The sequence below is a fragment of the Paenibacillus lignilyticus genome (assembly GCF_017942085.1).
In the GTDB taxonomy this organism is placed as follows: Bacteria; Bacillota; Bacilli; order Paenibacillales; family Paenibacillaceae; genus Paenibacillus_Z; species Paenibacillus_Z lignilyticus.
This window is the reverse complement of the sequence record NZ_JAGKSP010000007.1, coordinates 216359-240859: the sequence shown is the minus strand read 5'-3', so window position 1 is coordinate 240859 and position 24501 is coordinate 216359. Positions and strand designations below refer to the sequence as shown.

The following is a 24501-nucleotide window of genomic DNA, read 5'->3' as shown; positions in this document are numbered from 1 at the left end:
TGAATTTTGCATGAAAACTATTCCATTCCTCCTTTTCACAGCATTAATGCTAAACCAATCGCGATACATACTGCATTGCAAAACAAATTATATGTTCGTTTTAAGGACAATGTCAACGCTTTCCAACAAAATTATTGTTATTAATAACAAAAAAACAAGCGCTAATGCGCCGTTATAAACAACTATATTGTTTTACTCATCTATAGCAGGCTCATAAAGAACCTTCATAATAATGTCTTGATCATAGTTTCCGAATCCGCGGCCGAACAAATTGAGCCCGCCTTTATGGATGGCATCCGGTTTCACACCCACCTTAAACCGTATATTCGGCTGGGCATCGATATGCAGATCTTGGAGCGTCACGCCGGAAACCTTGTGATTATCGACCGTGCTCTTATCTTTGTCGACTCGAAACGTCTTTAACAGCCCGTATTGGGTACTGCTGTCATGCCACCATTGCGGGTTATTCTTGCCGCGCTTATCGCCGAAGTCGCCGGGCGATGTCCACGTTCCCACTTCAATGTCGTTAATCCAAACCGTGATGTCCGAAGGCCAGTCGTTGTTGAAATTAGGGGCTTCCGAACAAAGCTCCAACGAAAATTCGATCGCTTTCATGTCGATGTTTCGCGGCAGCGAGCGAGGAAACCGGTATTCGATCCAGCCTTGTCTCAGCCAGACGATCTGCGCGGTTCGGCATTCCGGATGAAAGAAGCTGGCAGGATCGTCTTCCGGAATGACCATCGACTCCGTGTTGGCGATGCCGCAGGTCGGATGCACTTCAACGTCGACGTAATGGCCGATTGGCATCTCAATTTCGAAAATCTGCTCCTTCTTGACGTACCCCTTGATCGGATTCAAGATCATTCGGACGTCGTCGAAATTCCGCTTGCATACTTTCATCGCGCCGCGGCTTGCAGGCAAAATCTCGGTCAGAATGAGGCCCGCTTCTTCCAACACCTTCACGTTCACGCCGGCCGTGGACACCGGAATGCCCAGTTTCTCGCCGATCTCATTGATATTCATATTGTTATGATGCAAAAGCAGCTTAATAATCTTCAGCCTGGTATGCGATGAAAGAGCGTGTGCGACCTTGACCAGTTCATCCGGTTCGTTGATAGAGAGTTCCAGCATCGAGCGTTCCCCATTTATAATATGTTTTATGTTTCTTAGCATAAATTGAATGCCTTCAGCATAACACCCGCAAAAATCGTTTGTAAAGGCAGTCTATTAATCTTCTTATTGCGCAGTATTTACCATTTTGATAGGAAGCAGACCTGTCGCGTTCTCGAACACAAAAAAGGAGACCCGCAGCAACGGGCCGCGGGTCTTAAAAGAATATATATAATAGGGGGTTGAGTCTTATTATAGGCGCTGAAGATTAAAACCAGATGAAATTGGCATTTCAGTTACATTACAATTGCGTTGCAATAATTACCCAGTAGTTGGATATAGACAGCTTAAGCAAGCTTCGGCATCAAGCCGCCTTGAATCTTGTCGCCCGCTTCCCAGCCGAGGCCGTCCGTGCACACATGCCCCGCTCCGCTATAGCTCGTGCCATCCTTAAGGAAGACAATGGCAAGTGCACGGCGCGGTTTCTCGGAATTGTTGGCATGGGCGAAATGGAACGTCATGCCGTCATGGAAGGTACAGCTGCCTGCTTTCATGCGGCAGATGACGGCTGTGTTACGATCCGCGTCTCTCGCACCCTCTTGCGCAAAAATATCCTCAGGCGTCACGAGGTCCACGCCTTTCAAGTTGCGAATCTTCTGCGATTTCGGAACGAACATCATGCAGCCATTGTTCTCATCGACATCATCAAGCGCGATCCAGATCGAGAAGGCGACCATCGGATCGGTGTCTTTAATCGGCCAGTAGGGCCGGTCTTGATGCCAAGGCGTTACTTTGGAATCGCCGGGCATCTTAAGCAGCGCATGGTCATGGAAGAGGCGGATGCCTTCAAAGCCGGTTAGCTGCTTGCCCATATCCGCGAAACGTTCTCCCAGCACGAATCGTGCCATGCCGCCGTGATCCCGCCACGTATTCACGCGCTGGTTCAGTACCTTATAATAGGCACCGCCTGCCTGATCCGTCTGCAAGCCGCGAGCGCCTTGGTTATTCATCGTCTCGTCCATATATTGGCGAAGCTCTGCCAGCTCTTCCGGCGAAAGAATATTATCGATCTGCACGAAGCCATTTTCTCTGTAAAATTCCACATGCTCGTTGGTCAGTTGGATTTTCGAATTCAACATGCACTCAGGTCCCCTTTATGAATCGGATATATCTTCAATTTACACCTGAAGCATCCGTTCATCTTGGAGGATATGGGATAAAACTAAGACGATCTGCCAAAACAGAGCGAATACGCTCAGCTCCGGCGCGCGGCAGCCACGGAATCCGCACCATGAGCTCGTTTCGGCGAGTCGGAGCGATAAGCGGGATATCCGCTTATGATGCACACCGTGAGGCAAAGTTAAATTAGTATAGGCAGAGATTGGCTAGCTTGGGAGCTGAGAGTTCGTTTTTGCGACTCTCAGCTCTTTTTCGGCGCGGTTTCGACACTGAGAGTCGCGTTTGGAGACTCTCAGCTCTCGGCGGAGGCGGGAGTTGGTTAGTTTGGGTGCTGAGAGTTCGTTTTTGCGACTCTCGGCTCTTTTTTCGCGCGGTTTCGACGCTGAGAGTCGCGTTTCGAGACTCTCAGCTCTCGGCGGGGGCGGAGATTGATTAGTTTGGGAGCTGAGAGTTCGTTTTTGCGACTCTCAGCTCTTTTTCGGCGCGGTTTCGACGCTGAGAGTCGCGTTTCGAGACTCTCAGCTCTCGGCGGGGGCGGAGATTGGCTAGCTTGGGAGCTGAGAGTTCGTTTTGCGACTTTCAGCTCTTTTTCGGCGCGGTTTCGCCACTGAGAGTCGCGGTTTCCGACTCTCAGCCTCCGGCGGAGGCGGGTCGCCGCTAACTGAAAGGATCTCCTTCTGCATAGCATGCAGAACGGGGGCTTTTTTCTTGCAAATAAGCATGTTAGAATGCGTACACATAAACCCATATGAAGGGGCTGCTCCCATGGTTCCATTGAAGCGACGAGGCATTATTTTGGATATGGATAACACCATTCTCCGCTCGCGCATTGATTTCAAACAGATAAAGAACGAGGTTTATACGTTGTTGGTCCGAGCGGGCATTATCGAGGCGGATCTCCCGCTGCATGAATTTACGGCTTCGACACTCATTGAACATGCCCGGTTATCAGCGATGTTCAACGGGGAAATAGAGCAGGCGGTATGGGCAGTTGTGACTGAATTAGAGCAAGCGGGGATGAAGGATGCGGGGCTTGAACCGGGTGTGGCAGCACTACTGATGCAGCTGCAAGCTGATTTTCATCTCACGATTCTTACGAATAATTCGTATACAGCCGCTATACAAGCGCTGCGCTCTACGGGAATCGAAATGTACTTTGACCACGTCATTGGCCGGGAGCAAGCCGTTACGATGAAGCCCTCACCCCAAGGTATCCATCATATTCTTGGACACTACCCCCACCTCTCCAAGGAGGATTGGCTGTCCGTTGGCGATGCTTGGATTGATGGCAAAGCGGCAATGAAAGCCGGCATCCGATTTATTGCTTACCAGGCCAATCAACCGGAACTGGAGCGAAGAGGCATTGTCCCCCTCGGCCATATTGATGAACTCCATCAGCTCCTTCACTATCTGTAAAGTCGGAAATTGGCGAGAAGTACTGTTGAATGCTCCATTTAAAACGCCGGCTTCGAACGGCAACCAAGCTACTTGACTCTGACATTAATGTCAGCCTTTATAATGAACTGGAAACCAGGTATGGCGAAGAGAGGATACCCATGAAAATCGGTCAATTAGCCAAAGAAACAGGCGTGAGCATACGTTCGCTCCGCTACTATGAACAGCAGGGCTTGATTTCGCCGCTGCGTCAAGCCAACGGCTATCGCGAATATTCGCACTTAACCGTTCACACCGTGGAGACGATCAAGCTCTATCTGAACTTGGGTTTGACGACTGAGCAGATCGCCGGGTTTCTTACTTGTGTTATGCGGAACAAGGAAGCATTTTGCAGCGAAGTTATGCCGATCTATGAGCGGAAGCTGGCAGAGATTGACGCACAGATTATGCAGCTGAATCAAATTCGGACGAATTTGGTAGATCGGATCGCTGCCGTTCAGTCGGAAACCATCGCCGACAATCTAAGCAAGGAGTGAGTCTAATGGGAATTCAACAAGTTCAGAGCATGGAGCATCTCCATCAACTCGTTGAGGATGGAGTCGTGCTCGTAGATTACGGAGCGCCTCACTGTCCGCCATGTCATACGCTGCTTCCCGTACTGGAAGAACTAAGCGCGGAGCTGGAGCATCAGCTTCGCATCGCGTACGTGGACTGCGATAAACTGCCTGAAGCCGCTGCATCAGCCGGCGTTATGGGCACGCCGACCGTTATTGTGTTCAAGAATGGCCGGCCCATGGATAAACTTGTGGGTCTGCGGCCAAAAGCAGCCTATCGCCTGGCTGCCGAGAAACAGCTCTAGCCGCAAAAAAAGGTGGCCCAGACATAAGCGTCTGCGCCACCTTTTCTATCAACCTACCGCCTGCGACTCCACCGCCAGCATCTCCCGCAGAAACTTGCCGGTCAGCGAGCCTTCCGTGCGCGCTACTTCCTCCGGCGTGCCGGATGCGACGACCATGCCGCCTTTCTTGCCGCCTTCCGGTCCCATGTCGATGACATGATCGGCCACCTTGATCAAATCCAGATGATGCTCGATCACCACGACGGTGTGCCCCGCTTCCACAAGCTGATGAAGACAATCGATGAGTTTCTGGATATCTCTCAGATGCAATCCCGTCGTCGGCTCATCAAGCACGTACAGGTTATGCGAGCCCCGTATAATCTTGCTTAGCTCCGTAGCCAGTTTGATCCGCTGAGCTTCGCCGCCGGACAGCGTAGTCGACGATTGGCCAAGACGCAAATAGCCGAGTCCCAGCTGGTGCAATACCTTCAGTTTATGTTGAATATAAGACTGATCCTCAAAGAATGGAACGGCTTCCTCGATGCTCATCTCCAGCACCTGCGCGATATTCTTCTCCTTAATCCGAACATCGAGCACTTCCTCGTTGAACCGCGCTCCCTTGCAAACAGGGCACACTGATTCTACATCCGGCATGAATTGGAGCGCCGTCGTCACGATGCCTTCGCCCTGACAGTTCTCGCAGCGTCCGCCATTCTTCTGGTTGAAGCTGAAATCGTTCTTCGCGAGCGACTTACCTGCTGCGCCGGCGGCAGCCGCATACAGCTCGCGGATCTTATCGAAGAATCCGACGTACGTCGCCGGATTCGAGCGCGAGCTTCGACCGATCGGAGACTGGTCGATATTGATTATGCCCGTTAAATGCTCATGCCCGGTCAACTCGTCATGCTCACCGGGAACAATGCGCGCATCCTGGAAGGTTGAATAAAGCTGCTTGCAGATGACCTCATTGATCAGTGTGCTTTTGCCTGAACCGGAGACACCCGTGATGCAAACCAGCACCCCCAGCGGCACATCGATATCCACGTTGCGCAGATTGTTTGCCCTCGCACCTCGAAGGGACAGCATCCGTCCGTCCGACTGACGGCGCACCGCCGGAACCTCGATTCTTCGCACCCCTGCCAGGAACGAACCGGTGATGGAATCCGGATTCGACCGCAGCTGGTCCGCGGTGCCCTCGGCGATAATACGACCGCCGTGCAGCCCCGGCTCCGGTCCGACCTCAATGATATGGTCGGCGCTGCCGATCGTTTCCAGATCATGCTCGACTACGATAATCGTATTGCCGATATCGCGCAGCTTCTTGAGCGTGTCGATGATGCGAATGCTATCCCTCGCATGAAGCCCAATGCTCGGCTCGTCCAGCACGTACAGCATCCCCATCAGCCCTGAACTAATCTGCGTAGAAAGTCGGATACGCTGCGCTTCACCGCCCGATATCGTATCGGAACGGCGGCCAAGACTCAGATAATCAAGGCCGATATCCAGCAGCAGATCGATCCTTGAATCGATCTCCGCGACAATCTGCTTGCCCACAACCGCATGATTAGGCGCGAACGCAATGTTCTTCAAGAACACGCTCAGCTCAAACAAGGAGCTATTGCAGAGCTGGTGAAGATCCGCATCGCCGACTTTCACGGCGAATCGTTGAGGCCGCAGCTTGCGTCCATCGCAATCCGGGCACGTATGTTCAACCATGACCCGTTTGTAGAACTCGTCATCCCCGACAGACTGCGCTTTACGCTTCAAGTAAAGCTTATACCACCAGTTAATGGTATGAACCATCCCGCCGAAAGTCATCATTTTGCCGGCATGGCGTTCTTGCGATTTCGTTGCTTCTTCTCCCGGAACGAAAGGAAATTTCTCTCCTTTCGACCCATACATCATAATGTTCTTGGCAGCCTCAGACAGCTCCCTGTAAGGCGTGTCCAAGCTGAACCCGTAGTGTATGGCCGCGCTGCGAACGATCGACCAATGCCAGGTTCCCGTGCTTGTGCCGAGCAGCTTGGGATCAATCGCTCCTTTGTTAATGCTCTTGTCCGGGTTCTTCACCAGAAATTTCGCTTCGGCGCGCATGAACGTACCGAGTCCGCCGCAGGTCCGGCAAGCGCTATTGGGATCGTTGAAGGAGAAGTAACTCGACTGCAATTCTCCCATAGTCAGGTGATGCTCCGGGCAAGCAAAACCGCGATAGAACTTCTCCTCATCAACCTGTGCGCCGTCCGGCACATGAACGACCTCGAAGCGAATGAAGCCTTCTCCCACCAGCTTCAGGCTGTTCTCGATTGTTTTGGCAAGCGCCTTATAAGCGTCCGCTTGGACGATGACTTTGTCGACGACAACCTCGATCTTGTACTCCGCTTCCTCTTCAAGCTCGATCGGATCGCCGAGGCTATGCTTGTTCCCCTCGATGCTAACCGTCCGAAACCCTTTCGAGCGAATCTCGTCCAGCGTCGTTTCGTAATTCTCGCCGAAGATTTTATAGACCGGCGCCAGTACCTCAAGCTCCGTCCCTTTCGGCAGCTGCTTAATATGATCGATCATCTGCTCCGCCGACCGAATCGGCACCGGATGCTCGCAGAATGGACAGCTGGCTTCGCCAACCGAAGCAAAGAGCAGCCGCATGAAGTCATAGATGTCCGTCATCGTGCCGACAGTGGATCTCGGATTGACGATCCCCTTCTTCTGCTCAATGGCAATTACGGGAGACAAGCCGAATACGAAGTCGACATCCGGCTTCTTTAACTGATTCATCCGGCTCTTGGCGAAGGTCGAGAGCGACTCCAGGAATCGGCGCTGCCCTTCCCCATAGATGACATCGAAGGCCAATGAAGATTTGCCCGAACCGCTGACCCCCGTAATAACCGTGAGCTTGTCCCGCGGAATATCGACGTCGATATTCTTCAGGTTGTTCTGCCTGGCGCCTCGTACCTCTATAAACTTCTTCATCCGTGCTAGCCCCTCTCCCACTCCGGAATCTCGTCGCTCTCAACTAAATACGCCGGCTCAAGCAGCATGATCCGGCTCTTCGGAGTGGCCTTGGTCTCCGATTCCATCTTCATCAGAAGTCCTCGCTCGGCAAGCCAATCGCATATCGCAGTCGCGGAACCGGTATCGGTCTCGATGACCGGCTTAAACTTCAAAACAATATCCGTAACGGTGCGAACATCCGCTTCTTCCTTCAAATAAGCGAGCATCGGCCGGAAAATCCGCTCTGCCCCGGCGTTCAGATACCCATTGATCTGATCGATCGCAGATTGAACGCCGGCCTCCGTAACCGTGCCGAGCACCATCTCCGTGTAGATCACGCAGAAGAAGTCCGGGTTATAGGCGAGCGCCTGTTTGACCGACTCCCGCATAGGCACGTCCTCGTTCAGCAGCACCTCGATCTGCGACAAGACATCGACCATCTTAATAATCCAGAAAGCGCTGTAAACCGCGTCTTCTTTCACATGCAGCCACTTCTCCGCCTTAGCCAGAAGCGCAAGCGAATATCCCCCGAGCTGCTGCAGCTGCAGCTGCCTGTCGCGCTCGCCGACAATCCGTATTTGTTCAAAATAGTCCGTAATCGAAGCATCCTTCGTGAACAGCAGCGTACTGCGATAAAGCATCGACTGCGAAATAGAGCCGCCCACGGATCGTTCGATCCAGCGCTTGAACTCGTTGCGAGTCTGAATGCTGGCGTTAATGGGAACATCATTCTCTACGAAGCACATATAACCCGAACCCAGCTTCTGATCATGCACGATCAGCTTTAAATCAATATCCGATTTCTCCCATACTTGGTCGTACGATAAACTGCCAAGCAGTACAGCCGCAATCACTTGATCGTCCTTCTTGACCTTCTCGATGAACTGGTTCAATGCTTCCCGAAACAGCGCTGTCGTTTGCTCGCCGAATTTCTGTAAGCCCACGTTCGTCCTCCTCCGAAGTCAGTACTAGAGTCACTCTCAATTCTTCCATAGATATACAAAGTATCCTTAAGTTTCATAGTTGTCAATATAGCATTATTTAATCATTTGCTAGAGTTAAAAGTCAGAAAAAAACCGCTGTAGCAGATCATCCTGCTACAGCGGTTTCCTGCATCCTATTCTATCGCGCATATGCCTCACGGTACTGCGCAGGCGTAAGCAGCGAATGCTTCTTAAAGACGCGCGTGAAATGCGCGGGCGAGCCAAACCCTACCTTGCGCGCGATTTCGTGAACCTTCAAGCGCGGAGACTCTTTCAAATACCGTTTGGCTCTAGTCAGCTTCGCTTCGGCGACGTAATCGAACAACGCGCGGCCGGTAGTCTGCTTATACAATCGGCATAAATAGCTTGGATTGAAGTAAACCGCCTCGGCGAGCCGCGTTAACGACAGATCCTCGTCGAGATGCTTCTCGATGTAAACATGCAGGCTTTCCAGCCACCCGCCCTCATCCCGGCAGTCGGGACATTGCAGCAGCGCGCCAGCGAAGGCTCGCAAGTAATCGGCTGCTTGCCTCGCCGAGCTGTGCGCATCCCAGCGCAGCAGCGCATCCGCGTCCAGCGGCTCGAGATCCGCGAAGGAGATGCCGTTCTTATGCATGAAAGCCAGAAACTGAGCGGCCAGAATCATATACGCTTCCAGCCATACCTCTTTCTCCGTTTCCGGAATCGCGGCGAACAGCGAGTCGAATTGCTTGAAGTACGCGCTGCGTTCGCCACCTTCCAGGGAGGCCCGAAGGCTCTCTCCCTGTTTCAATAGATCGCCGAAGCTAATCGAACTTGTTTGTCGCATAGCTAGCTGCAAACCTCCTTTGCCAGCCGGTACCCTCGCCTATTCCTTAACGGAACCCAGCATAATACCGGAGATGAAGAACCGCTGCAGGAACGGATAGACGAGCATGATCGGCAGCATGGAAGCGAAGATTTTGGCCGCCCCCAACGTCTTGTCGGATACGGATGCCAGCCGCTTCACGTCTTCAATCGATTTGATAAGCGTCGGATCGATCCGCACGACAATCTGCTGCATATAAGTCTGGAGAGGAATACTGTCCTCATGGTTGATGAAGATGAGACCGAGCATAAATTCATTCCACACGGTTACGATCAGGAACAGCGTCGTTGTCGCAAGCACCGGCATGGATAGCGGCATATAAATGCGGAACGCCTTAAACCAAGGACCTGCGCCATCCATCGAAGCCGACTCATCGAGCTCCTTGGGAATACTGCGGAAGTAGTTGACGATCAGGATGACGTTAAAGACGTTAACCAGCATCGGGAGCACGAGCACCCAGAACGAGTTCATCAGGCCCATCTGGCGAATGACGAGGTAGAACGGAATCAATCCGCCGTTAAACATCATCGAGAAGATGAGCAGCCACATATAGACGTCGCGGAGCTTGAACTCTCTCTTCGAGCGGGACAGCGGATAAGCCATCAGCAAGGAAATGAAGAAGCTGATGAAACAAGTGACTCCGACCCGTTTGACTGAAATCCAAAACGATTGGAAGAAGACGCTGTCTTCAAACAATTTCGTATACGAATCTACGGTGAAGCCCTTCGGGAATACAGTGACAAAGCCGGCCATCGCTTTCGCCGGTGAGCTGAAGGAAATCGCCAAGTTATGAATGATCGGGAACAAAGATGAGAACGAAACGAGCGCAAGAATGAGAATCAGAGCCGCTTCTGCAACTTTTGTGCCCATCGTTTGACTGCGGACCATGCGGAATTCCTCCTTTTGCTAGAAAATGCGATAGTTGGCGAATCGACTGGCCAGCCCGTATGAGATGATGATCAGTATGAAGCTGACGCCCGATTTCAACAAACCAATGGCTGTTCCGACCTCATAATGCCCTTCCTCGATACCGGCCCTAAACACGTACGTGTCGATGATGTCCGAGGAATCGTAAACCAGCGTGTTGTACAAATTGAATATTTGATCAAAGCCGGCATTCAGTACGTTTTGCAAACTGAGCGTGCCGACCAGAACGATCGTGGTTGCGATGCCCGGCAAGGTGACGTATTTCAGCTTCTGCATCCGAGTTGCGCCGTCAATATCGGCTGCTTCGTAGAGCGAAGGATTAATACCCGTCAGTGCCGCCAAATAGATAATCGTACCGAAGCCGAACTCTTTCCAGATATCGGAGCCGACAATGATGGTACGGAACCAGAAGTTATCACCCATGAACATAATCTCGTTAATGCCGAACTTGCCAAGAAACTGGTTAACGATGCCGTCTACGGCGAAGAAATCTCTCAGAATACCCGCGAGCAGAACCCATGACAGGAAGTGCGGCAAATAGACGATGGTTTGAACCGTGCGCTTAAACCAATGGATGCGCAGTTCATTGAGCATGAGCGCGAATACGATGGGAATAAAGAAGCCGAACGCGATTTTCATCAGTGCGATAATAACGGTGTTTTTAAAAACGCGCAATGCTACGGGCGTATCAAAGACGAAGGAATAGTTCTCCCAGCCTGTCCATGGCGAACCCCAAATTCCTTTAGTCGGAATAAAATGTTTGAACGCCAGCACAATGCCGCCCATGGGCCAGATCGTAAATAATAAGACAAGTAACATGCCGGGGAGCAGCATCAGGTTAAAATGGATTTGCTCAGACCATTTGCGGCGCACTCGCATTACCTCCGCTTCAGATATCATTCGTAATGAACAGAAGGACGCAAGACACTGCCTCGCGTCCTTCCGGAATTCAAGTCCAAGTTATTTGCTTAATGCCTCGTTGATTTCTTTCAAGATATCGTCTCCGCCTTGCGCTTTCCAATCCGCAACGAATTGGTCGAACTCGGCGTCTGCATCGGCTTTACCCATAATGATGCGGTGGTAGGCTTTCATTTGCAGCTCGTTAAGCGCCGTCAGCTTCTTCTCCATCGTAGGCGTTTGGCCGTCGAATGCGGAGTAGACGGTATTGAATCCCAGCTTGGCTGCAGAACCCATGGCGTCATACCAGCTGCGCGTATTTTGCCACTGCAGCACGTTTTTGCTCGCCGGCTGCGTTTGCAGCTCGTCAATGAACTTCTTGATGTTCAGGAACGCATCGTTGTTCTTGAACGGAAGCGTTGCCGGATCCTTCTCGCCGTTTACGGCAGCTACGATGTCATTCGCTTGGTTGAGGATATCGTCCGTGCGCATGATGGTCATGCCGCCCCAGACAGTTCCTTTTTCGTTGGCGTCTTTATACTTTTCTTGCGTCGTTTTGATCCACCATTCCGTATCGTCGTTTTCGTTGACGACGTTCAGCCATTTCATTGGCAGCTCCGGATATTTGAAGCCTTTCTTAACGACCATGACGGAACCGGATGTGTTCATAGCGCCCATGTTCAGCTTGCCGTTTGTTTTGGCAGGGATCGCATATGGCTTCCAATCTGCGTCAGGTACGTTCTGCAGCGTCATGAACAAGGGGTACCATACGCCCCACCATGCTTGACCGACGATGCCTGCGCGGCCGCTTGCCAGAACCTCTTGCAGCTGCCCTGTATCTTTAAGCGCGAAGTCTTTCTCGATCAGACCTTCTTTGTAGAAGTTCGCGATGAGCTTCAAGCTGTCTTTAATTTGCGGTTGGATGCCGCCGTAGACGACTTGATCGGAAGCATCCTTATAGAACAGGCGAGGGAAAGCTTCGAACTGGTCGAAGATGTAGCCCGGACCGAACAATCCGTCTGTTTCCGTTTGCATCTGCATCGCCATCGGTACCGTTGTGCCATTGCCCGCCGGATCTTTTTCTTTGAACGCTTTGGCGATTGCCTCAACGTCTTCGATCGTCTTCGGCTCAGCCAGGTTCAGCTTCTTGCGCCAGTCGTCGCGAACCCAGACAAAGTTGAAGTTCTCCAAGCCGCCTTGGCTCGGAATGCCGTAGAGCTTGCCGTCGACTTTGTACAGGTCTAGTCCGCGGTTGTCCGCGGAAGCGAAGGCTTCCTTGATAGCCGGGGAAGCGTATTGCTCATACACGGTCGACAAATCCTCGATCATATCCGCTTCAACGAGACGTTTCACCGTGGATTGTACTTCCGTGATGTTTTTGCCGACGATTTGGAAGACATCCGGGATGTCGTTTCCGCCGATGGAGAGATCAAGCTTCTTCTTGTAAGCGTCACCATCTTGCGGCGCCATCCACACAAATTTAGGCTTCGCATTCAGCTTCTCTTCCATGAATTTGTTGAAGACGTTCTCTTCATACGATTCGCCTTCAGGGAACTTCGGGTTGTTCATTGTCGGTCTGATCGTCGTAAATTCAATCAGCTCCGGGTACTTGCCGAATGGATCCGCTGCAACCTCTGGTTCGGCTGCCGGTTCTGTTGTCTCTGTTGGTTCAGCCGTTGTATTGGTTTTGTTGCCTTCCGCCGTGTTGGCTGCGTTGTTGTTGCCGCCATTGTTGCTGCATGCGCTTGCAAAAACCATAAGACCAAGCAAACTCAAACTTGCCCACTTTTTGACCATGCTGTCAAAAGCCCCTCTCTATGACAATGAGTATTGTGTTGATTCGATTCCAATCATAACGTGTTTTCGTTTAGGGATTAGATGGAAAAAACGCATCTCCTGACTGAACTTTGTCAGAACATGCGTCCTTCATCGTACAATTTTCACTGATCGGAAGACATTTTTCGCTTCGTCGTCTTACTTGCCCACCGGGGGCCAGTGCATAAACTCATCCAAGGCTGCTTCTTCCTCGCGGTAAGTGCGCGGTGATCGGCCGGTTTCCTGGCGGAAAAGCTTGCGGAAATACGATTCATCGGCGAATCCGCATTTGGCCGCGATCTCCTGAATCGCCTGGCTGCCGTGAACGAGCAGCCGCTTAGCCTGATCCATGCGCAGCATTCGCATGAAATCGTTATAGGTCGCGCCGGTTGTCCGCTTGAAGCAGTCGCTGAAATAACCGCGGCTGAGATGCACCTCCGCAGCGGCCTCCTCCTGCGTGATGCCTTGATCCAATCGCAGCAGCGACCATTCGATCGACTGGATCATTCTCGCCGTAATATCTTTATCAATCCCGCTCTGATCCAGAATAGCCCGAAGCGAACGGCGAAGCCGGTGCAGGAAGCTCTGCCACTGCGACCAGGTCTGCAAGCCCCCGAGCTCCTGCAGCAGCTCTTCCCGTTCCGTCCATCTGAGCATGCTTCTCCAAGCCCAGACCGTCTGGTGGATCATGCCGCACAGCTTGTTCGGATCAGGCCGTTGCTCGGCAATTTGTTCGAGGAACGTTTGGAACGCTTCATCCTGAAACAGCCAATCGAAATGCCGCCAGCTTCTGATCCAATCCTCGCGGACCGGCTTGGTTTCCCACAGCAGCACATCCTGCATGGAATCATGCACGGCTGCAGCCGACGAGGTCGTTGCCATCACGTAGAAGGAGTGACGCTTAATGTAGGTATCCAGCACCGACTTGAGCCGGCTCCGATCCTTCACGCCAACTTGATGCAGGCAAAATACTGCCCAGCGCGCAGACAATCCCGCCTGCGCCTCCCCTTCCGGCTGAAACGCAAGTTCCTCCGTAAACCAGGCATTCCCTTGCAGCGGGACAAGCGGTTTGTCATTCAAGCCGGGCTGCGCGTACAGCTCCTGCACTTTGCAGTCGGCATTAAGCGCGAGCAGCAAGGTTACCGAAGACTGCGCGAAAGCCGGTGCCGGCTGCGAGCGGGAAGTTTTCTCTTCTCGATCCGCGAGCAGCCGCTCGGCAATGCGGCCGAACAACCGGTCGAGCTTCTCATCGTCGAGCTCCGTCTTCACGATATAATCGATCGCGCCAAGCCGCAGCGCATCCTGTACATATTGAAAATCCTGATGGCAGGTGAGAATCGCCGTTTCCGTATTCGGAAACCGCTCCTTCACGATTCGCATCAGCTCAAAGCCTGACATTCCCGGCATCGACAAATCGGTGACGAGCAGATCGACCTGCTCATGCTCCATCCAAGCCAGCGCCTTCTCTCCGCCTTCAAAGTCGGCGGCAACCTCCATCCCATGCTTCTGCCATGGAAGAATATGAATGAGTCCTTTGCGTACGATATGTTCGTCATCGACCAGTATGGCTCGGATCATGGCTGCTCGCCTCCCTTCCCTGTCCATATTTCAATCGTAATCGCGGTACCGACGCCCAGCTTGCTTTCAATTCGCAGTCCGGAGCTCTCTCCATAGTAGGCCTGAATTAAACGATGTACGAAACTTAAGCCAATGCCCATGCCGACCGAACGCGAATCCGGATGTTTCTCTTCAAGCAGCGATTGCAGCCGTTCCTCCGACATGCCTTCCCCGTTATCGGATACGCACATCGTAATCCCGCCCCCCGTATGAGGTTCGATCCGAACGCTAATCGTGCCGTCTTGGTTGCGGAAGCCGTGATAAATCGCATTCTCGACGAGCGGCTGCAGCACGAACCGCGGGATCAGGACATCCAGCGTCGACGGATCCACCTCCATTTGCACTTCAAACTGGTGGCTGTAACGGATACTCTGCAGCGCCATATAATCGTTGATGTTATCCACTTCCTCCTGCACGCGCACATGAGTCCCTTCTTTGCCCAGGTTGTAGTGCAGAATGCGGGTGAAATGAGTGATAAGCTTCACAATCTCATTTTGCTTATTCATCTTCGCAATGACTTGTACCGTATTCAGCGTATTATGGATAAAATGCGGGTTGATCTGATGCCGCAGCTTCTCGACCTCCACGTTACTCCTGGCCTTCTCCCGACGTTCTATTTCCTTCAGCAGATCGAATACACGCTCTTTCATCGCATAGAATCGGCCCAGCACCTCGTCGAACTCCCGAAGCCGCAGCCATTTCTGCGGACGATACGACGGATTATCCCCTACCCACTCAATCTCGCGGCGGAATACATGAAGCGGTCTATATACCGTCCGCCAACAGATGTAGGCAAGCAGCAAGCTGAGGAGCAGCGTAAACAAGCCGACAGTGACGAATTTGCCAAGCCAAGAATTGATTTCCTTCTGAAAGGCATCGCCCTTCATAATCACGGCGATCTTCCAGCCCTGCTCGCTGGATGCAATGAAACGCAGATCATCAGAGATTTGATCCTCCATCTTGAACTGCGCATACAGTGGGAAATTCGTGCGATCTTCGCTAAATACGATCCGATTCTTGGCATCAAGGAGCAGGTGCTTGACAGGCTCGCCATACTGCACGTTCTCAAACAAACGCTTCAATGTGTTGAAGTTGCTTTCGGTATACACATAGAACGAGGAGTTCGTATCGAAATCATTCACTTTGCGGACGATGGAAAATACTTCGGTATTGTCGTTGTTGTACTTGTCCGTCGAACGATGCGGAGCGAAGTACGAGACACCGTTCGCTTCCAGCAGCAGCGGATTATCAAACATCGTGATCTTGTCCATGATGGGATAACTCTGAATAAAAGCATGGTTATCCTTCGCATCGACCAGCGCAAGCACTCCTGCGTACGGACTGGTGTAATTGATAAGCGACATCCGATCCTGAACGAGCAGCAAAATATCGGTTTTGCGAATCTGATCATCGGTCGTGAGATACTCTTGAATGCGCGAAGTGATCGTTTTGTCCAGTGCGAGCTGTTGAGAGGCGAAATTCATATTTTTCAAAATATTATCGAGGCTGACAAGCTCCTTCTTCACATTCTCGTTGATGCCGTGCTTCAGCTTGTTTTCCATAAAGGAATGAAACGAATAATACGACATGCTCCCGATTAAAGCCAAGGGCACAACGGAGCTGAGGAGCAGGATGACAATCATGCGGCCTTTAATGGAATCTCGCAGCAGCGACAGCATAGGATTACCTCGTTTTCTTCTATTGGGAATGACTCTTGCAGATGAAGTTGTATTCCAGTTTATCAGAGAAATCCGTCCTTTTGTAAGCACTTTTTTTTCCTGTCGTGGAATTAGCCGCTGAATTTGAGCACAAAAAAACCGGACTTCCGTCGAAACGGAAATCCGGCCTGGCTATTCTTGTAAACTCAGAAGCGCGCCAATGGCGCCGCTGTACTCGCCATTCTCGATGAATAGCGGAGTAGCACCGCGCAGCCTGGTGTACCCTTCGACCACCTCTTTAAGGAGATCGTTCTGAATAAACGAAGAACCTACGAAAATAATCGAAGCACTATCGTATGGCGTGGCCGCCAGCACGCTGGCTGTTGCCACAGTCTCTCCGACAAGCCCCACTACGGAAGCCAGCAGCTCTTCCTTGGACAACGTATCCGTAGCCGCCAAAGCGAAGACTCGCCCGAAATTGCTTGCCGTCAAATCCCCCGGTATCGGAGGCTCCGCACCTTGATAGATATGTTTAACCTTCAAGTCGATTCGGTCGCGATCTCCCGCTGCCGCAAGCTGTATAAGCTCATGATAGTCGGTTATCCCGGTTAGCACCTGAGACAGCCCCATGAGCGTTCCGCCGCCGACACCGGTTCCGCCAAGCCGCTTCTGACCGCTCTGGTCAAAATAATGAATCGACGTGCCTGTTCCCACGTTGGTCAGGATGTGCGCTTCCTCGGTGACCCCTGATTGCCGAAGCAGATAACGAACCCCATTGCATGTCGCTTCAAACTCAACCATCCCAAGCGATGGTCGACCCAGCATGGACTGCAATAGGCTTGCTTTTCCGCCCGTTATGCCGATCTCGGCCTCGTCGTCGAAAGCTTGAATCCATTTCACGACTTCCTCCGGCTGCAAGGCCGGAAACGTCTTAAACGAGATGGATTCGCCTTGATTATACGTATAAGCCAGTTTGATTAATGTGCCGCCGGCATCGACACCGATTTTTACCATGTTGCAGACACTTCGCTTTCCTCGATCAGACTTGCGCTATTGCTTTATTCTACTGAACCCCGGAACCGATAATGGCCATGGTCGGATGCAGCGATTCCGCTACGAAGTCCTCCACTCCCGGAACGAATACGACCGCAGCCAATTTCTGCTCGGGATCGACGGTGAACATCGACCAGCCATATCCATGGTGGGAGAAGGTTTGCGCCGACATCGTGCCAATCCGCTCGCCATCCAGGAACAGCCCGAGTCCTTCGGTCGTCATTTGCCGAACGAGTGGCTCGCCTAGGATACGTGTTCCGGCATATACGCCGTTGTTCAGGAGCATCTCGCCCAACTTCCGTATATCGTCCAAAGTAGATAATAACCCGCCGCAAGCCATTGGTATAGTCCCTCTGCGAAAAAGCGGCGAATCCAGCCAGTCGGCTTCTCGCGGAAACACAAGCGAAACGAGCGGTTCATGCTCTGGCGAAGGAGGAATGAAGTCATCGTCATTCCTAGCGGTGTAAAGATTTGTTCCTCTATATATTGGGGTCTCTGCCATTATTATTACGCCTCCATCAACTATTCCCATTCTATCCTCATACATTCGTTTGCAGCATGAAATATCCTTTGCACGACGAAAACCCACGAACATTGTCCATGGGTTTGGCCCGGCTGCTGCTAAATCGTTACCGCCGGAAAAGCTTCTATGATGCGCTCGTAAAGCTGAACGGCATCCTCCATCACGTCGAATTGATCCGTCTGCAAGTATTCGATGGAGAAGCCGCCTTGATAACCGCGCTGCTTCAGTTCTTCGAGAACCCGGTGGAAATCGACCGCACCTGTACCGTAACGAACCTGCATCTGATCCTTTGCCGCATCCCGCAGATGGACGTGGGCTGCCCGTTCCAGGAATACGAACGTCTCTTCGAGCGGGACCCCCTGCATCACAAAATGGGTCGGATCGTAGACGATCGGCATGTCCGGCATGCGCTCCATGAATCGCAAGCATTGCTCCATCGTCTCAAACGGACTGTTCGCGTGAAACTCCAGCGCCATCCGGATGCCTGCCGCATGTGCGATTTCCAGCTGCTCTTGGAGCGATGCGATGCAATCGTCCAGCACCTCTTCCCAAGGACGGGAACGATCGGGCTGCCGCGGCTGAATCGCTGCGACATTGATTTGGAGTGCCTTCATCCACTGCATTAGTCCGGCCGTTTCCGCCTTTCTGCGGGATACGGCTTCGGGCGAACGGTCATGAAGCTGTGGAGATACCCCGCTGTTCGTGGCCACAGGCTGTAAGCTATATTGGGCCAACAGCTGCTTGGATCGGTTGATTTGTTCAGCCAGATCTTGTTCGGTTGCAAGCTTGCTCGTATGGACGTGAACCCAGCCGTCGATGGTGAGAATATCCACGTAGCGGAAGCCTGCCGATGAGATGGACGCTAATGCTTCTTCAAAGGTAGAGCCGCAGCGAACGGAGGTGGAACAAGCAATTATGCTCATGGTGCCGTCACCGCGCCTTCCAGCATCATGTCCAGCGGGAATCGGTCTTGCTGAAGCGGCAGGTCGATTCTGCGTCCAAGTCTTGCCGATTCGTATGCAGCCATGACGACTTCCATCACATCGATTGCAATGGATGCTGCAAGCGGATGATGAGCACCGGTATGCATCGAAATCGCCAACTGACGGAACACGCCCGGCAGTCCATCGTTGAAGCTGTCAGGCGCATCCAGCTCGGCAGCGCGGAAGCCTCCGGCCTGTGCATCATGAATTTGCAACTGCGGGTTCGCGCTATCGCCGGCACGCCATAGGCGGCCTTGATCGCCGATCGCCTCGATGTCTTGGTAGCCGCTGCCCGGCAGTCTCGCATCGCCTGTCAGAAATTCCGCGCGGAGACCGCTTTCGAATTCGAGCGTCACCATCATGCCGCTTTCTACCGCATGCCCGTACCTGCGGCCGGTAAAGATCGCATAATCGTATTGATCCGGCAAGCCCGGCTCTACGTCTTGTCTGAACATGGCGGCAAGCACCCATTTTACTTTCTCATCGCCCGTAAGACTGAGCAGGATATCTACGCTATGGGTGCCATCGCTTAAGAAATCACCCGCACAAGTGGCACGCAGCAGGCGAGGCTTGCCGATTGCACCTTCTTGAATTAATCTGCGCATCGTCATGAATGGCGCGGACATGCGGCGTTGGTGACCGATAATGAGCAAGGTATTGGCAGCTTCGCATACTTCCATCATTTTGCGAGCATCCCCCATGTTTACGGCCATCGGCTTCTCGCAATAGACGGCTTTCACTCCCGCTTCCGCAGCCATGATGGTAAGACGCGCGTGAGAGCCTGTCGGTGTTGCAATGATTGCAACATCGGGCTCTACTTCTTGCAGCATCTGGGCGAAGTCGGTATAAATCGCAGCGGAGCCGCCTGATTGGATAGCAGCGTCACGAGCCGTATCCGCGTTCAGATCGCATAAGCCAACAAGCTCAAACTCGGGCAGCGAGGCAATCGCCTTCGCATGGTTTAATCCCATTCGGCAGCCGATAATGACTGCGCGTAATCTAGCTTCACTCATTATATAATGTCTCCTTTGGCAATAGGTTCCAGCGATTGGATGAATCGAAGGGAGCGCTCCAGACACAGCTGGGGATCCATATCCGTTGGGCTGATCATCTCGATTTCCATGACCAGCTTATCCTTCAGCGGTGCATGCTTCATTAGGAGCTCATAGCATTCGCGCAGCGGTACATCGCCGTCACCAAGCGCTGCGCCTTTCACTTCGAATTGAAGCGGATAGACGTCCGGACGCGGACCTACGATGTGATCTTTAAAGTGCGTGCCAATCGTGTACGGCGCTGCCAGCTCAAAAGCAGGAAGCGGTCGTTCCCCGATTAGATAGGTGTTTCCGGTATCCAAGTAAATGTAAAGCTGCTTGGTCGCTTGGCACAGCTGCACCAAGTCCGCGATGTAGTAGTCGCCGTGATTTTCCACGCTTAGCGGAGCCCCGAGCTCCGAACAAATGGCCGCAATCGGCGCCATCGCTTCCGATATCCGAGCCAGCTTGTCTTCGAGCGGCATCACGCGGTCAAACCGATGACCGGCTCGCATCCCCGTCGTTACAATCTGGCCTCGCATAAGCGGCAGGCATAATCGCAGTTGCTCCGCGATGCGCTCCGTCTCCCGTTCTCGCTCGTCTTTGCCGGCGTTTAAGTAGTTAAAGCCGATGTGCGGCGTCAGCTGCAGCCCATGTTTCGTCAACTCTTCACCTATGTGATCGCGGCGTGCCTCGTCCATAGCTGCCATTTCTCTCAAGTCTATGCCGGTGGTGACAAGCCCATGCCGCTTCAGAAAATCCAGTTTGCCCAACACCGAATCGTCGCCCTGCCGAATAAAACCGTGGTACCACACGAGCGCATATCCCCATGTTAACGGCCGGCGTGCCCCTCCCCCGCTCGACCAATTCGGACTGCTTCCATCATCGAAAACCATTGTAGCCTCTCATCCCTTCCATCCCTGAACTTCAGCCGTATGCGACAAAATTAGCCTTTGTCTTGATTGTAGCAACTGCCCCGCCGCGGTACTATGCGTCAATATTGACATCCGTTGCTTTTCATTTACTTATGACGGCTGCTGAACGTCGCCATGCCGGTCCCTCAGCTCTCAAACTAACCTAACCCATCCGCATCAGCTCCCGAGGATCGCAAAACCCGACTCTCAGCTGCTAAACTCTGCTATTTCGCTTCTGAGAGTCGGAAATCCCTACTCTCAGCTCTCAAACTAACCTAATCCCACCCGCATCAGCTCCCGAGAATCGCAAAACCCGACTCTCAGCTGCTAAACTCTGCCATTTCGCTTCTGAGAGTCGGAAAAACCTACTCTCAGCTCTCAAACTAACCTCAATCCCCCATGCCCGTCTCTGTAAGCGGTATATCCGCTAACAGTAAACAACCCCCGCCAAAATACACTCCATTAGCGGAATAGCCGCTTAAAGCACCAGCCAAGTGGTCGAAGCTACTGAAACAATCCAGTTAGTTGGAAGTAATAGCGAACTTCGGCGCTCGGGGGTGGGGGTTCGGGTTCGGATTCGGGGTACGGGGTACGGTACTCACGCGCGGCAGGAGCAGAGACTGCGAAGCGAAAGTGCAATATCAGGCACCGCCTACAACACAGAAAAACGGGCAAGCCAACCGTAACCGGTTAACTTGCCCGTCCCATTTCGTCATGGCATTCCATGCCCATGCCAGGCGTTCCGTTCCGTCAAACTCCTACACCCCAAGCTTCCTCGCCTTAACGCACGTACTCGAGCAATCTCGCGAGCGCGACTGCAGCTTCCGCGCGGGTGACCTTCGCCTGCGGCTTGAACTTGCCGCCGTCTGCCGACAAGAGGCCCGTTGCGATTGCGGCCTCCACCGCAGGCAGCGCTTTGGCCGTCACTTGCTTCGCATCCTTCAGCGCCACCGCTTCAGGGTGCTTCACCTTCCGGCCCGTGCCAGCCTCATAGACCTGCACCAGCTGCACGGCCAGCTGCTCGCGGGTAACGGCGCCATCGCCTAAATCCGCTGCCTTATAATCGGCAAGCGCTGCGACCGAACGCGATTGCACGTACGTCCCTACGCGATTCAGCATCCCTTCGAGCTCGCCGCCCGTGAGCAGCCGCTTCGGCAGGAAGCTTCCATTCTCGCCTGTCACGATGTGGGCGGCGTACAACGATTTGATAGCTTCCGAAGCGAAATGCGATTTCGCCACGTCTTTGAACGGCTGCACATCGGTACCAAGCAATGAAGTCAGCGCTTCGTATTTTGGCGTGTCCAGATTGTCGAGGATATCCTCAGATGCCCCCCACATGCCGTAACGGTTGTAACCGCTCGTCAATGTGAAGTACATGAACATGTCGCCGTTCTGATCCAGGAAGTTGTTGCCGACGTCGTATTTGACGAGATCGCCCATACGCTCCGAACGATGCGCGGCAATGCGATTCTCCACGTTGATCGTACTGCCGCCGCCGGAGTCCGGACCGCCTTCATAGGTGTACGACTTAAGGCCATATTGATCTGCCAAACCAATCAGTTCCTGCTTCGTTTCATCCGGGCTGCTGAACCGTTTGCTGTCTTCCTGCATCGCCGTCAGTACTTCCGTTGTCGATGCCGCATCGCTTGCCGCGCTCGAATTAAAGTACGGCGCGCTGGCAATCGCATAGAAATAGTTCTTCGGAGCACCGTACGTTTTGCTAACCCAGTTCAGCATATCCTCGTACTGATCCGGAATGATTGCAAACCAGCTGAGCACCGGTCTAACGCGCGTATTCAGCGCATCTTCGCCGAAGACGGTCTGGAACTGCTGACCGATCTCGATCAACCGCTGCGCAATCCGGTGGCGCGTCCATGAACGCTTCTGCGGCGTATAATCGCCATCGTTCGGATCGTCAAAATACGACTGCATCGTATACTGACTCAGCGCCGATCCCTCTTTCGCCCCTTCGGCAATAGCCGCGGCTTTGTTGTACGCCTGCTGCGTGAACAGATCGTTCCACACTTCATTGGAATACTCCACATAAATCTTAATTCCGGGATTAAGCTTCGCTTTCAGCAGGGACGCGAGCGACTTCACATAATCATCGCTTGCCGCAACCGGAATATTGATCCAAATGTCTTTCCCCGTTTGGTTAGCTAATGCAATGACATACTCCCAGGCTACGCCATGCGTCCCATCTTGAAGCAGCTGCGTAGCGTCTGTCGTCAGCTTGCGATCTTTCCACTCGGTAACCGCCGGATAAGCCGGATTGTTATTGTTGGTGCTCAGCCAGTCCATGAAACGAAGCGTGCCAAACGGTTGAAGCGCCTGCAGAAACTCCTTCGTGAACGTAACGCCTGCAGAATAACCCGGACGCATGAGCTTCACGTCGCTAACGCCGCCGCTTGTCTTCGTGAAAGTCATATACAGCAAGCCGCTGCCTTTAGCTAATACTATATCTGCCGTCGTCGTGTTCGACTTCTTGTCATACTTCTGATTCTCTACCTTGAACGGACTCGAGGCATCCATATTGCCAAGCACCGCTTGCCCTTTGAACGACAGCTTATACACGCCGCTAATATCCGGAAATTGCTTCGTTGGATCATCGATATCGTTCAACCACGCCGCAACCGGGCGATGGTCGAAGAATACGGTCGCCGCATCCTCCGTCGGCCAGCCATTGGCATCCACCTTTACGCCTTCGCTGCCGTCTGCCTTCACCCATTGGCGCAACGTTTTGGCCGCATCGGCGAATTCGTATCCACGCCCGCCAAGCCCCTCCAGTCCTACGCCGATTTGGCCCGGATACAGCTCCTTCGTCAGCGCGGGAAGCGGCGTTACCGTATGCACATTAAGCGTATTCGTTGCAAAAGAAGTCTGGTTGTCCTTAGCTGCAACAACCTTAAAGTTGTAGACGCCTCCGGCCTCAAGCCCCTCCACCGTAAACGAAGGATTCGCCGTATCCCCGACGGCCTTATCATCCTGATACACCGTATACTTCACGTCCGGATTCCCTTTCGGCTTCTCCCACACGAGGTCGACTGCGGTTTCCGAATTATCTGTAGCATGCAGGAAAGCCGGCGCAATGGCCTCTTTCTTCACATCCTCCGCACTCGAAACCTTCTCCAGCACCACATCATCGAGATAGAAATCCGCGCCTGACCACTTCACAAGCGTCAGATTCGAATTCGAGGTAGGCATCAGCTCAGGAGGTGCGGTAAATATCGTTTCGACATAGTGATACTCCCCATCATTCTCCGTAAAATCCAGCTGCTTCGAGAAGCTCTTGCCAAGCGTCAGCTTCAAATTACCGCCTGCATCCCCATTCACAAACTTGTACCAAGCGCCAAAACGATAGGTCCGATTCGGTTCAAGCGCACCGAAATCAAGTCCGGTGATGCCAAAGCCGGCAGGGATTTTCAAAGCCTGCTCTTTCCCATGTGGAGCTTCCTTGCCGATATTAATATTGACCCAGTTCGGCCAATCAATGGCACCGCTTTCAAAATCACCGTTAGGAACAAGATTGTTACCGTAAACTACGCCGTCCGTCGAGGGAACCACAGCATCAGCCGCGTACGAATTCATAGGTGCAAGCATCATCATGGCCATCGCGAAAGCGCCTATTCGCTTCTTCATCTCATCTTTCCTCTCTGATTAAGTTTCTCCTAGAGCTTACATTTCCTACTAATTGTACAATCGCGACATGAGCGTTACTATTGCATCCTATTGACTTTCCTTGC

Annotated in this window: 19 protein-coding genes; 3 read left to right on the top strand and 16 right to left on the bottom strand. The window is 52.7% G+C overall.

Annotated features, from left to right (window positions below; all coding sequences use genetic code 11):
* Positions 1 to 192: 192 nt before the first annotated feature.
* Both I8J30_RS18675 and I8J30_RS18670 read right to left on the bottom strand, forming a co-directional pair.
* Entirely contained in the window at positions 193 to 1131 is a 939-nt protein-coding gene (locus I8J30_RS18675) for an ArsR/SmtB family transcription factor (RefSeq protein ID WP_210660611.1), read from the bottom strand.
* Positions 1132 to 1457: 326 nt separating this feature from the next.
* The gene (locus I8J30_RS18670) at positions 1458 to 2249 is read right to left on the bottom strand and encodes a phytanoyl-CoA dioxygenase family protein (RefSeq protein ID WP_210660609.1); all 792 of its coding nucleotides are present in this window, start codon (positions 2247 to 2249) and stop codon (positions 1458 to 1460) included.
* An 805-nt stretch (positions 2250 to 3054) separates the two neighbouring features.
* Here I8J30_RS18670 and I8J30_RS18665 point away from each other — a divergent pair.
* The 3 genes from I8J30_RS18665 (at position 3055) to I8J30_RS18655 (ending at position 4543) form a co-directional block, all read left to right on the top strand.
* Positions 3055 to 3705: an HAD family hydrolase gene (locus I8J30_RS18665; protein ID WP_210660607.1), complete on the top strand. Its 651-nt coding sequence runs from the start codon at positions 3055 to 3057 to the stop codon at positions 3703 to 3705.
* A 140-nt stretch (positions 3706 to 3845) separates the two neighbouring features.
* Positions 3846 to 4220: a MerR family transcriptional regulator gene (locus I8J30_RS18660; protein ID WP_210660605.1), complete on the top strand. Its 375-nt coding sequence runs from the start codon at positions 3846 to 3848 to the stop codon at positions 4218 to 4220.
* Positions 4221 to 4225: 5 nt separating this feature from the next.
* On the top strand, positions 4226 to 4543 hold the full coding sequence (locus I8J30_RS18655; protein WP_210660603.1) for a thioredoxin family protein: 318 nt from the start codon (positions 4226 to 4228) through the stop codon (positions 4541 to 4543).
* 48 nt (positions 4544 to 4591) lie between these two features.
* Here the strand turns inward: I8J30_RS18655 and uvrA are convergent, their stop codons facing one another.
* From uvrA to I8J30_RS18585, 14 genes are all read right to left on the bottom strand, one after another.
* Positions 4592 to 7489 carry an excinuclease ABC subunit UvrA gene (gene uvrA, locus I8J30_RS18650; protein ID WP_210660601.1) on the bottom strand — a complete coding sequence of 966 codons (2898 nt, stop codon included), beginning with the start codon at positions 7487 to 7489 and terminating at the stop codon, positions 4592 to 4594.
* Positions 7490 to 7494: 5 nt separating this feature from the next.
* Positions 7495 to 8454: a hypothetical protein gene (locus I8J30_RS18645; RefSeq protein ID WP_210660599.1), complete on the bottom strand. Its 960-nt coding sequence runs from the start codon at positions 8452 to 8454 to the stop codon at positions 7495 to 7497.
* Between the two features lie 178 nt (positions 8455 to 8632).
* Complete coding sequence (locus tag I8J30_RS18640) at positions 8633 to 9301, bottom strand: helix-turn-helix transcriptional regulator (RefSeq protein ID WP_210660597.1); 669 nt, start codon at positions 9299 to 9301, stop codon at positions 8633 to 8635.
* Positions 9302 to 9340: 39 nt separating this feature from the next.
* Positions 9341 to 10228: a carbohydrate ABC transporter permease gene (locus I8J30_RS18635; protein ID WP_210660595.1), complete on the bottom strand. Its 888-nt coding sequence runs from the start codon at positions 10226 to 10228 to the stop codon at positions 9341 to 9343.
* 18 nt (positions 10229 to 10246) lie between these two features.
* Positions 10247 to 11146, bottom strand: a complete 900-nt coding sequence (locus I8J30_RS18630) for an ABC transporter permease (RefSeq protein ID WP_210660593.1) — start codon at positions 11144 to 11146, stop codon at positions 10247 to 10249.
* A gap of 81 nt (positions 11147 to 11227) precedes the next feature.
* Positions 11228 to 12961: a type 2 periplasmic-binding domain-containing protein gene (locus tag I8J30_RS18625; protein ID WP_210660591.1), complete on the bottom strand. Its 1734-nt coding sequence runs from the start codon at positions 12959 to 12961 to the stop codon at positions 11228 to 11230.
* A gap of 177 nt (positions 12962 to 13138) precedes the next feature.
* Positions 13139 to 14557 (bottom strand): response regulator, encoded by a 1419-nt coding sequence (locus I8J30_RS18620; protein ID WP_210660589.1) that lies wholly within the window; start codon positions 14555 to 14557, stop codon positions 13139 to 13141.
* Entirely contained in the window at positions 14554 to 16275 is a 1722-nt protein-coding gene (locus tag I8J30_RS18615) for a cache domain-containing sensor histidine kinase (RefSeq protein WP_210660587.1), read from the bottom strand. The genes I8J30_RS18620 and I8J30_RS18615 overlap by 4 nt, the downstream gene beginning before the upstream one ends.
* A gap of 171 nt (positions 16276 to 16446) precedes the next feature.
* A complete protein-coding gene (gene coaW, locus I8J30_RS18610) occupies positions 16447 to 17268 on the bottom strand; it encodes a type II pantothenate kinase (RefSeq protein WP_210660585.1) in 822 nt (273 codons plus the stop codon).
* 49 nt (positions 17269 to 17317) lie between these two features.
* Entirely contained in the window at positions 17318 to 17809 is a 492-nt protein-coding gene (locus I8J30_RS18605) for a serine hydrolase domain-containing protein (protein WP_210660583.1), read from the bottom strand.
* Positions 17810 to 17928: 119 nt separating this feature from the next.
* Positions 17929 to 18753, bottom strand: coding sequence for a sugar phosphate isomerase/epimerase family protein (locus tag I8J30_RS18600; protein WP_210660581.1), 825 nt, complete (start codon positions 18751 to 18753; stop codon positions 17929 to 17931).
* Positions 18750 to 19826: a Gfo/Idh/MocA family protein gene (locus I8J30_RS18595; RefSeq protein ID WP_210660579.1), complete on the bottom strand. Its 1077-nt coding sequence runs from the start codon at positions 19824 to 19826 to the stop codon at positions 18750 to 18752. The genes I8J30_RS18600 and I8J30_RS18595 overlap by 4 nt, the downstream gene beginning before the upstream one ends.
* Complete coding sequence (locus I8J30_RS18590) at positions 19826 to 20740, bottom strand: sugar phosphate isomerase/epimerase family protein (protein ID WP_210660577.1); 915 nt, start codon at positions 20738 to 20740, stop codon at positions 19826 to 19828. Before I8J30_RS18590 ends, I8J30_RS18595 begins: the two co-directional genes overlap by 1 nt.
* A gap of 798 nt (positions 20741 to 21538) precedes the next feature.
* The gene (locus tag I8J30_RS18585) at positions 21539 to 24397 is read right to left on the bottom strand and encodes an S-layer homology domain-containing protein (RefSeq protein ID WP_210660575.1); all 2859 of its coding nucleotides are present in this window, start codon (positions 24395 to 24397) and stop codon (positions 21539 to 21541) included.
* Positions 24398 to 24501 lie beyond the last annotated feature (104 nt).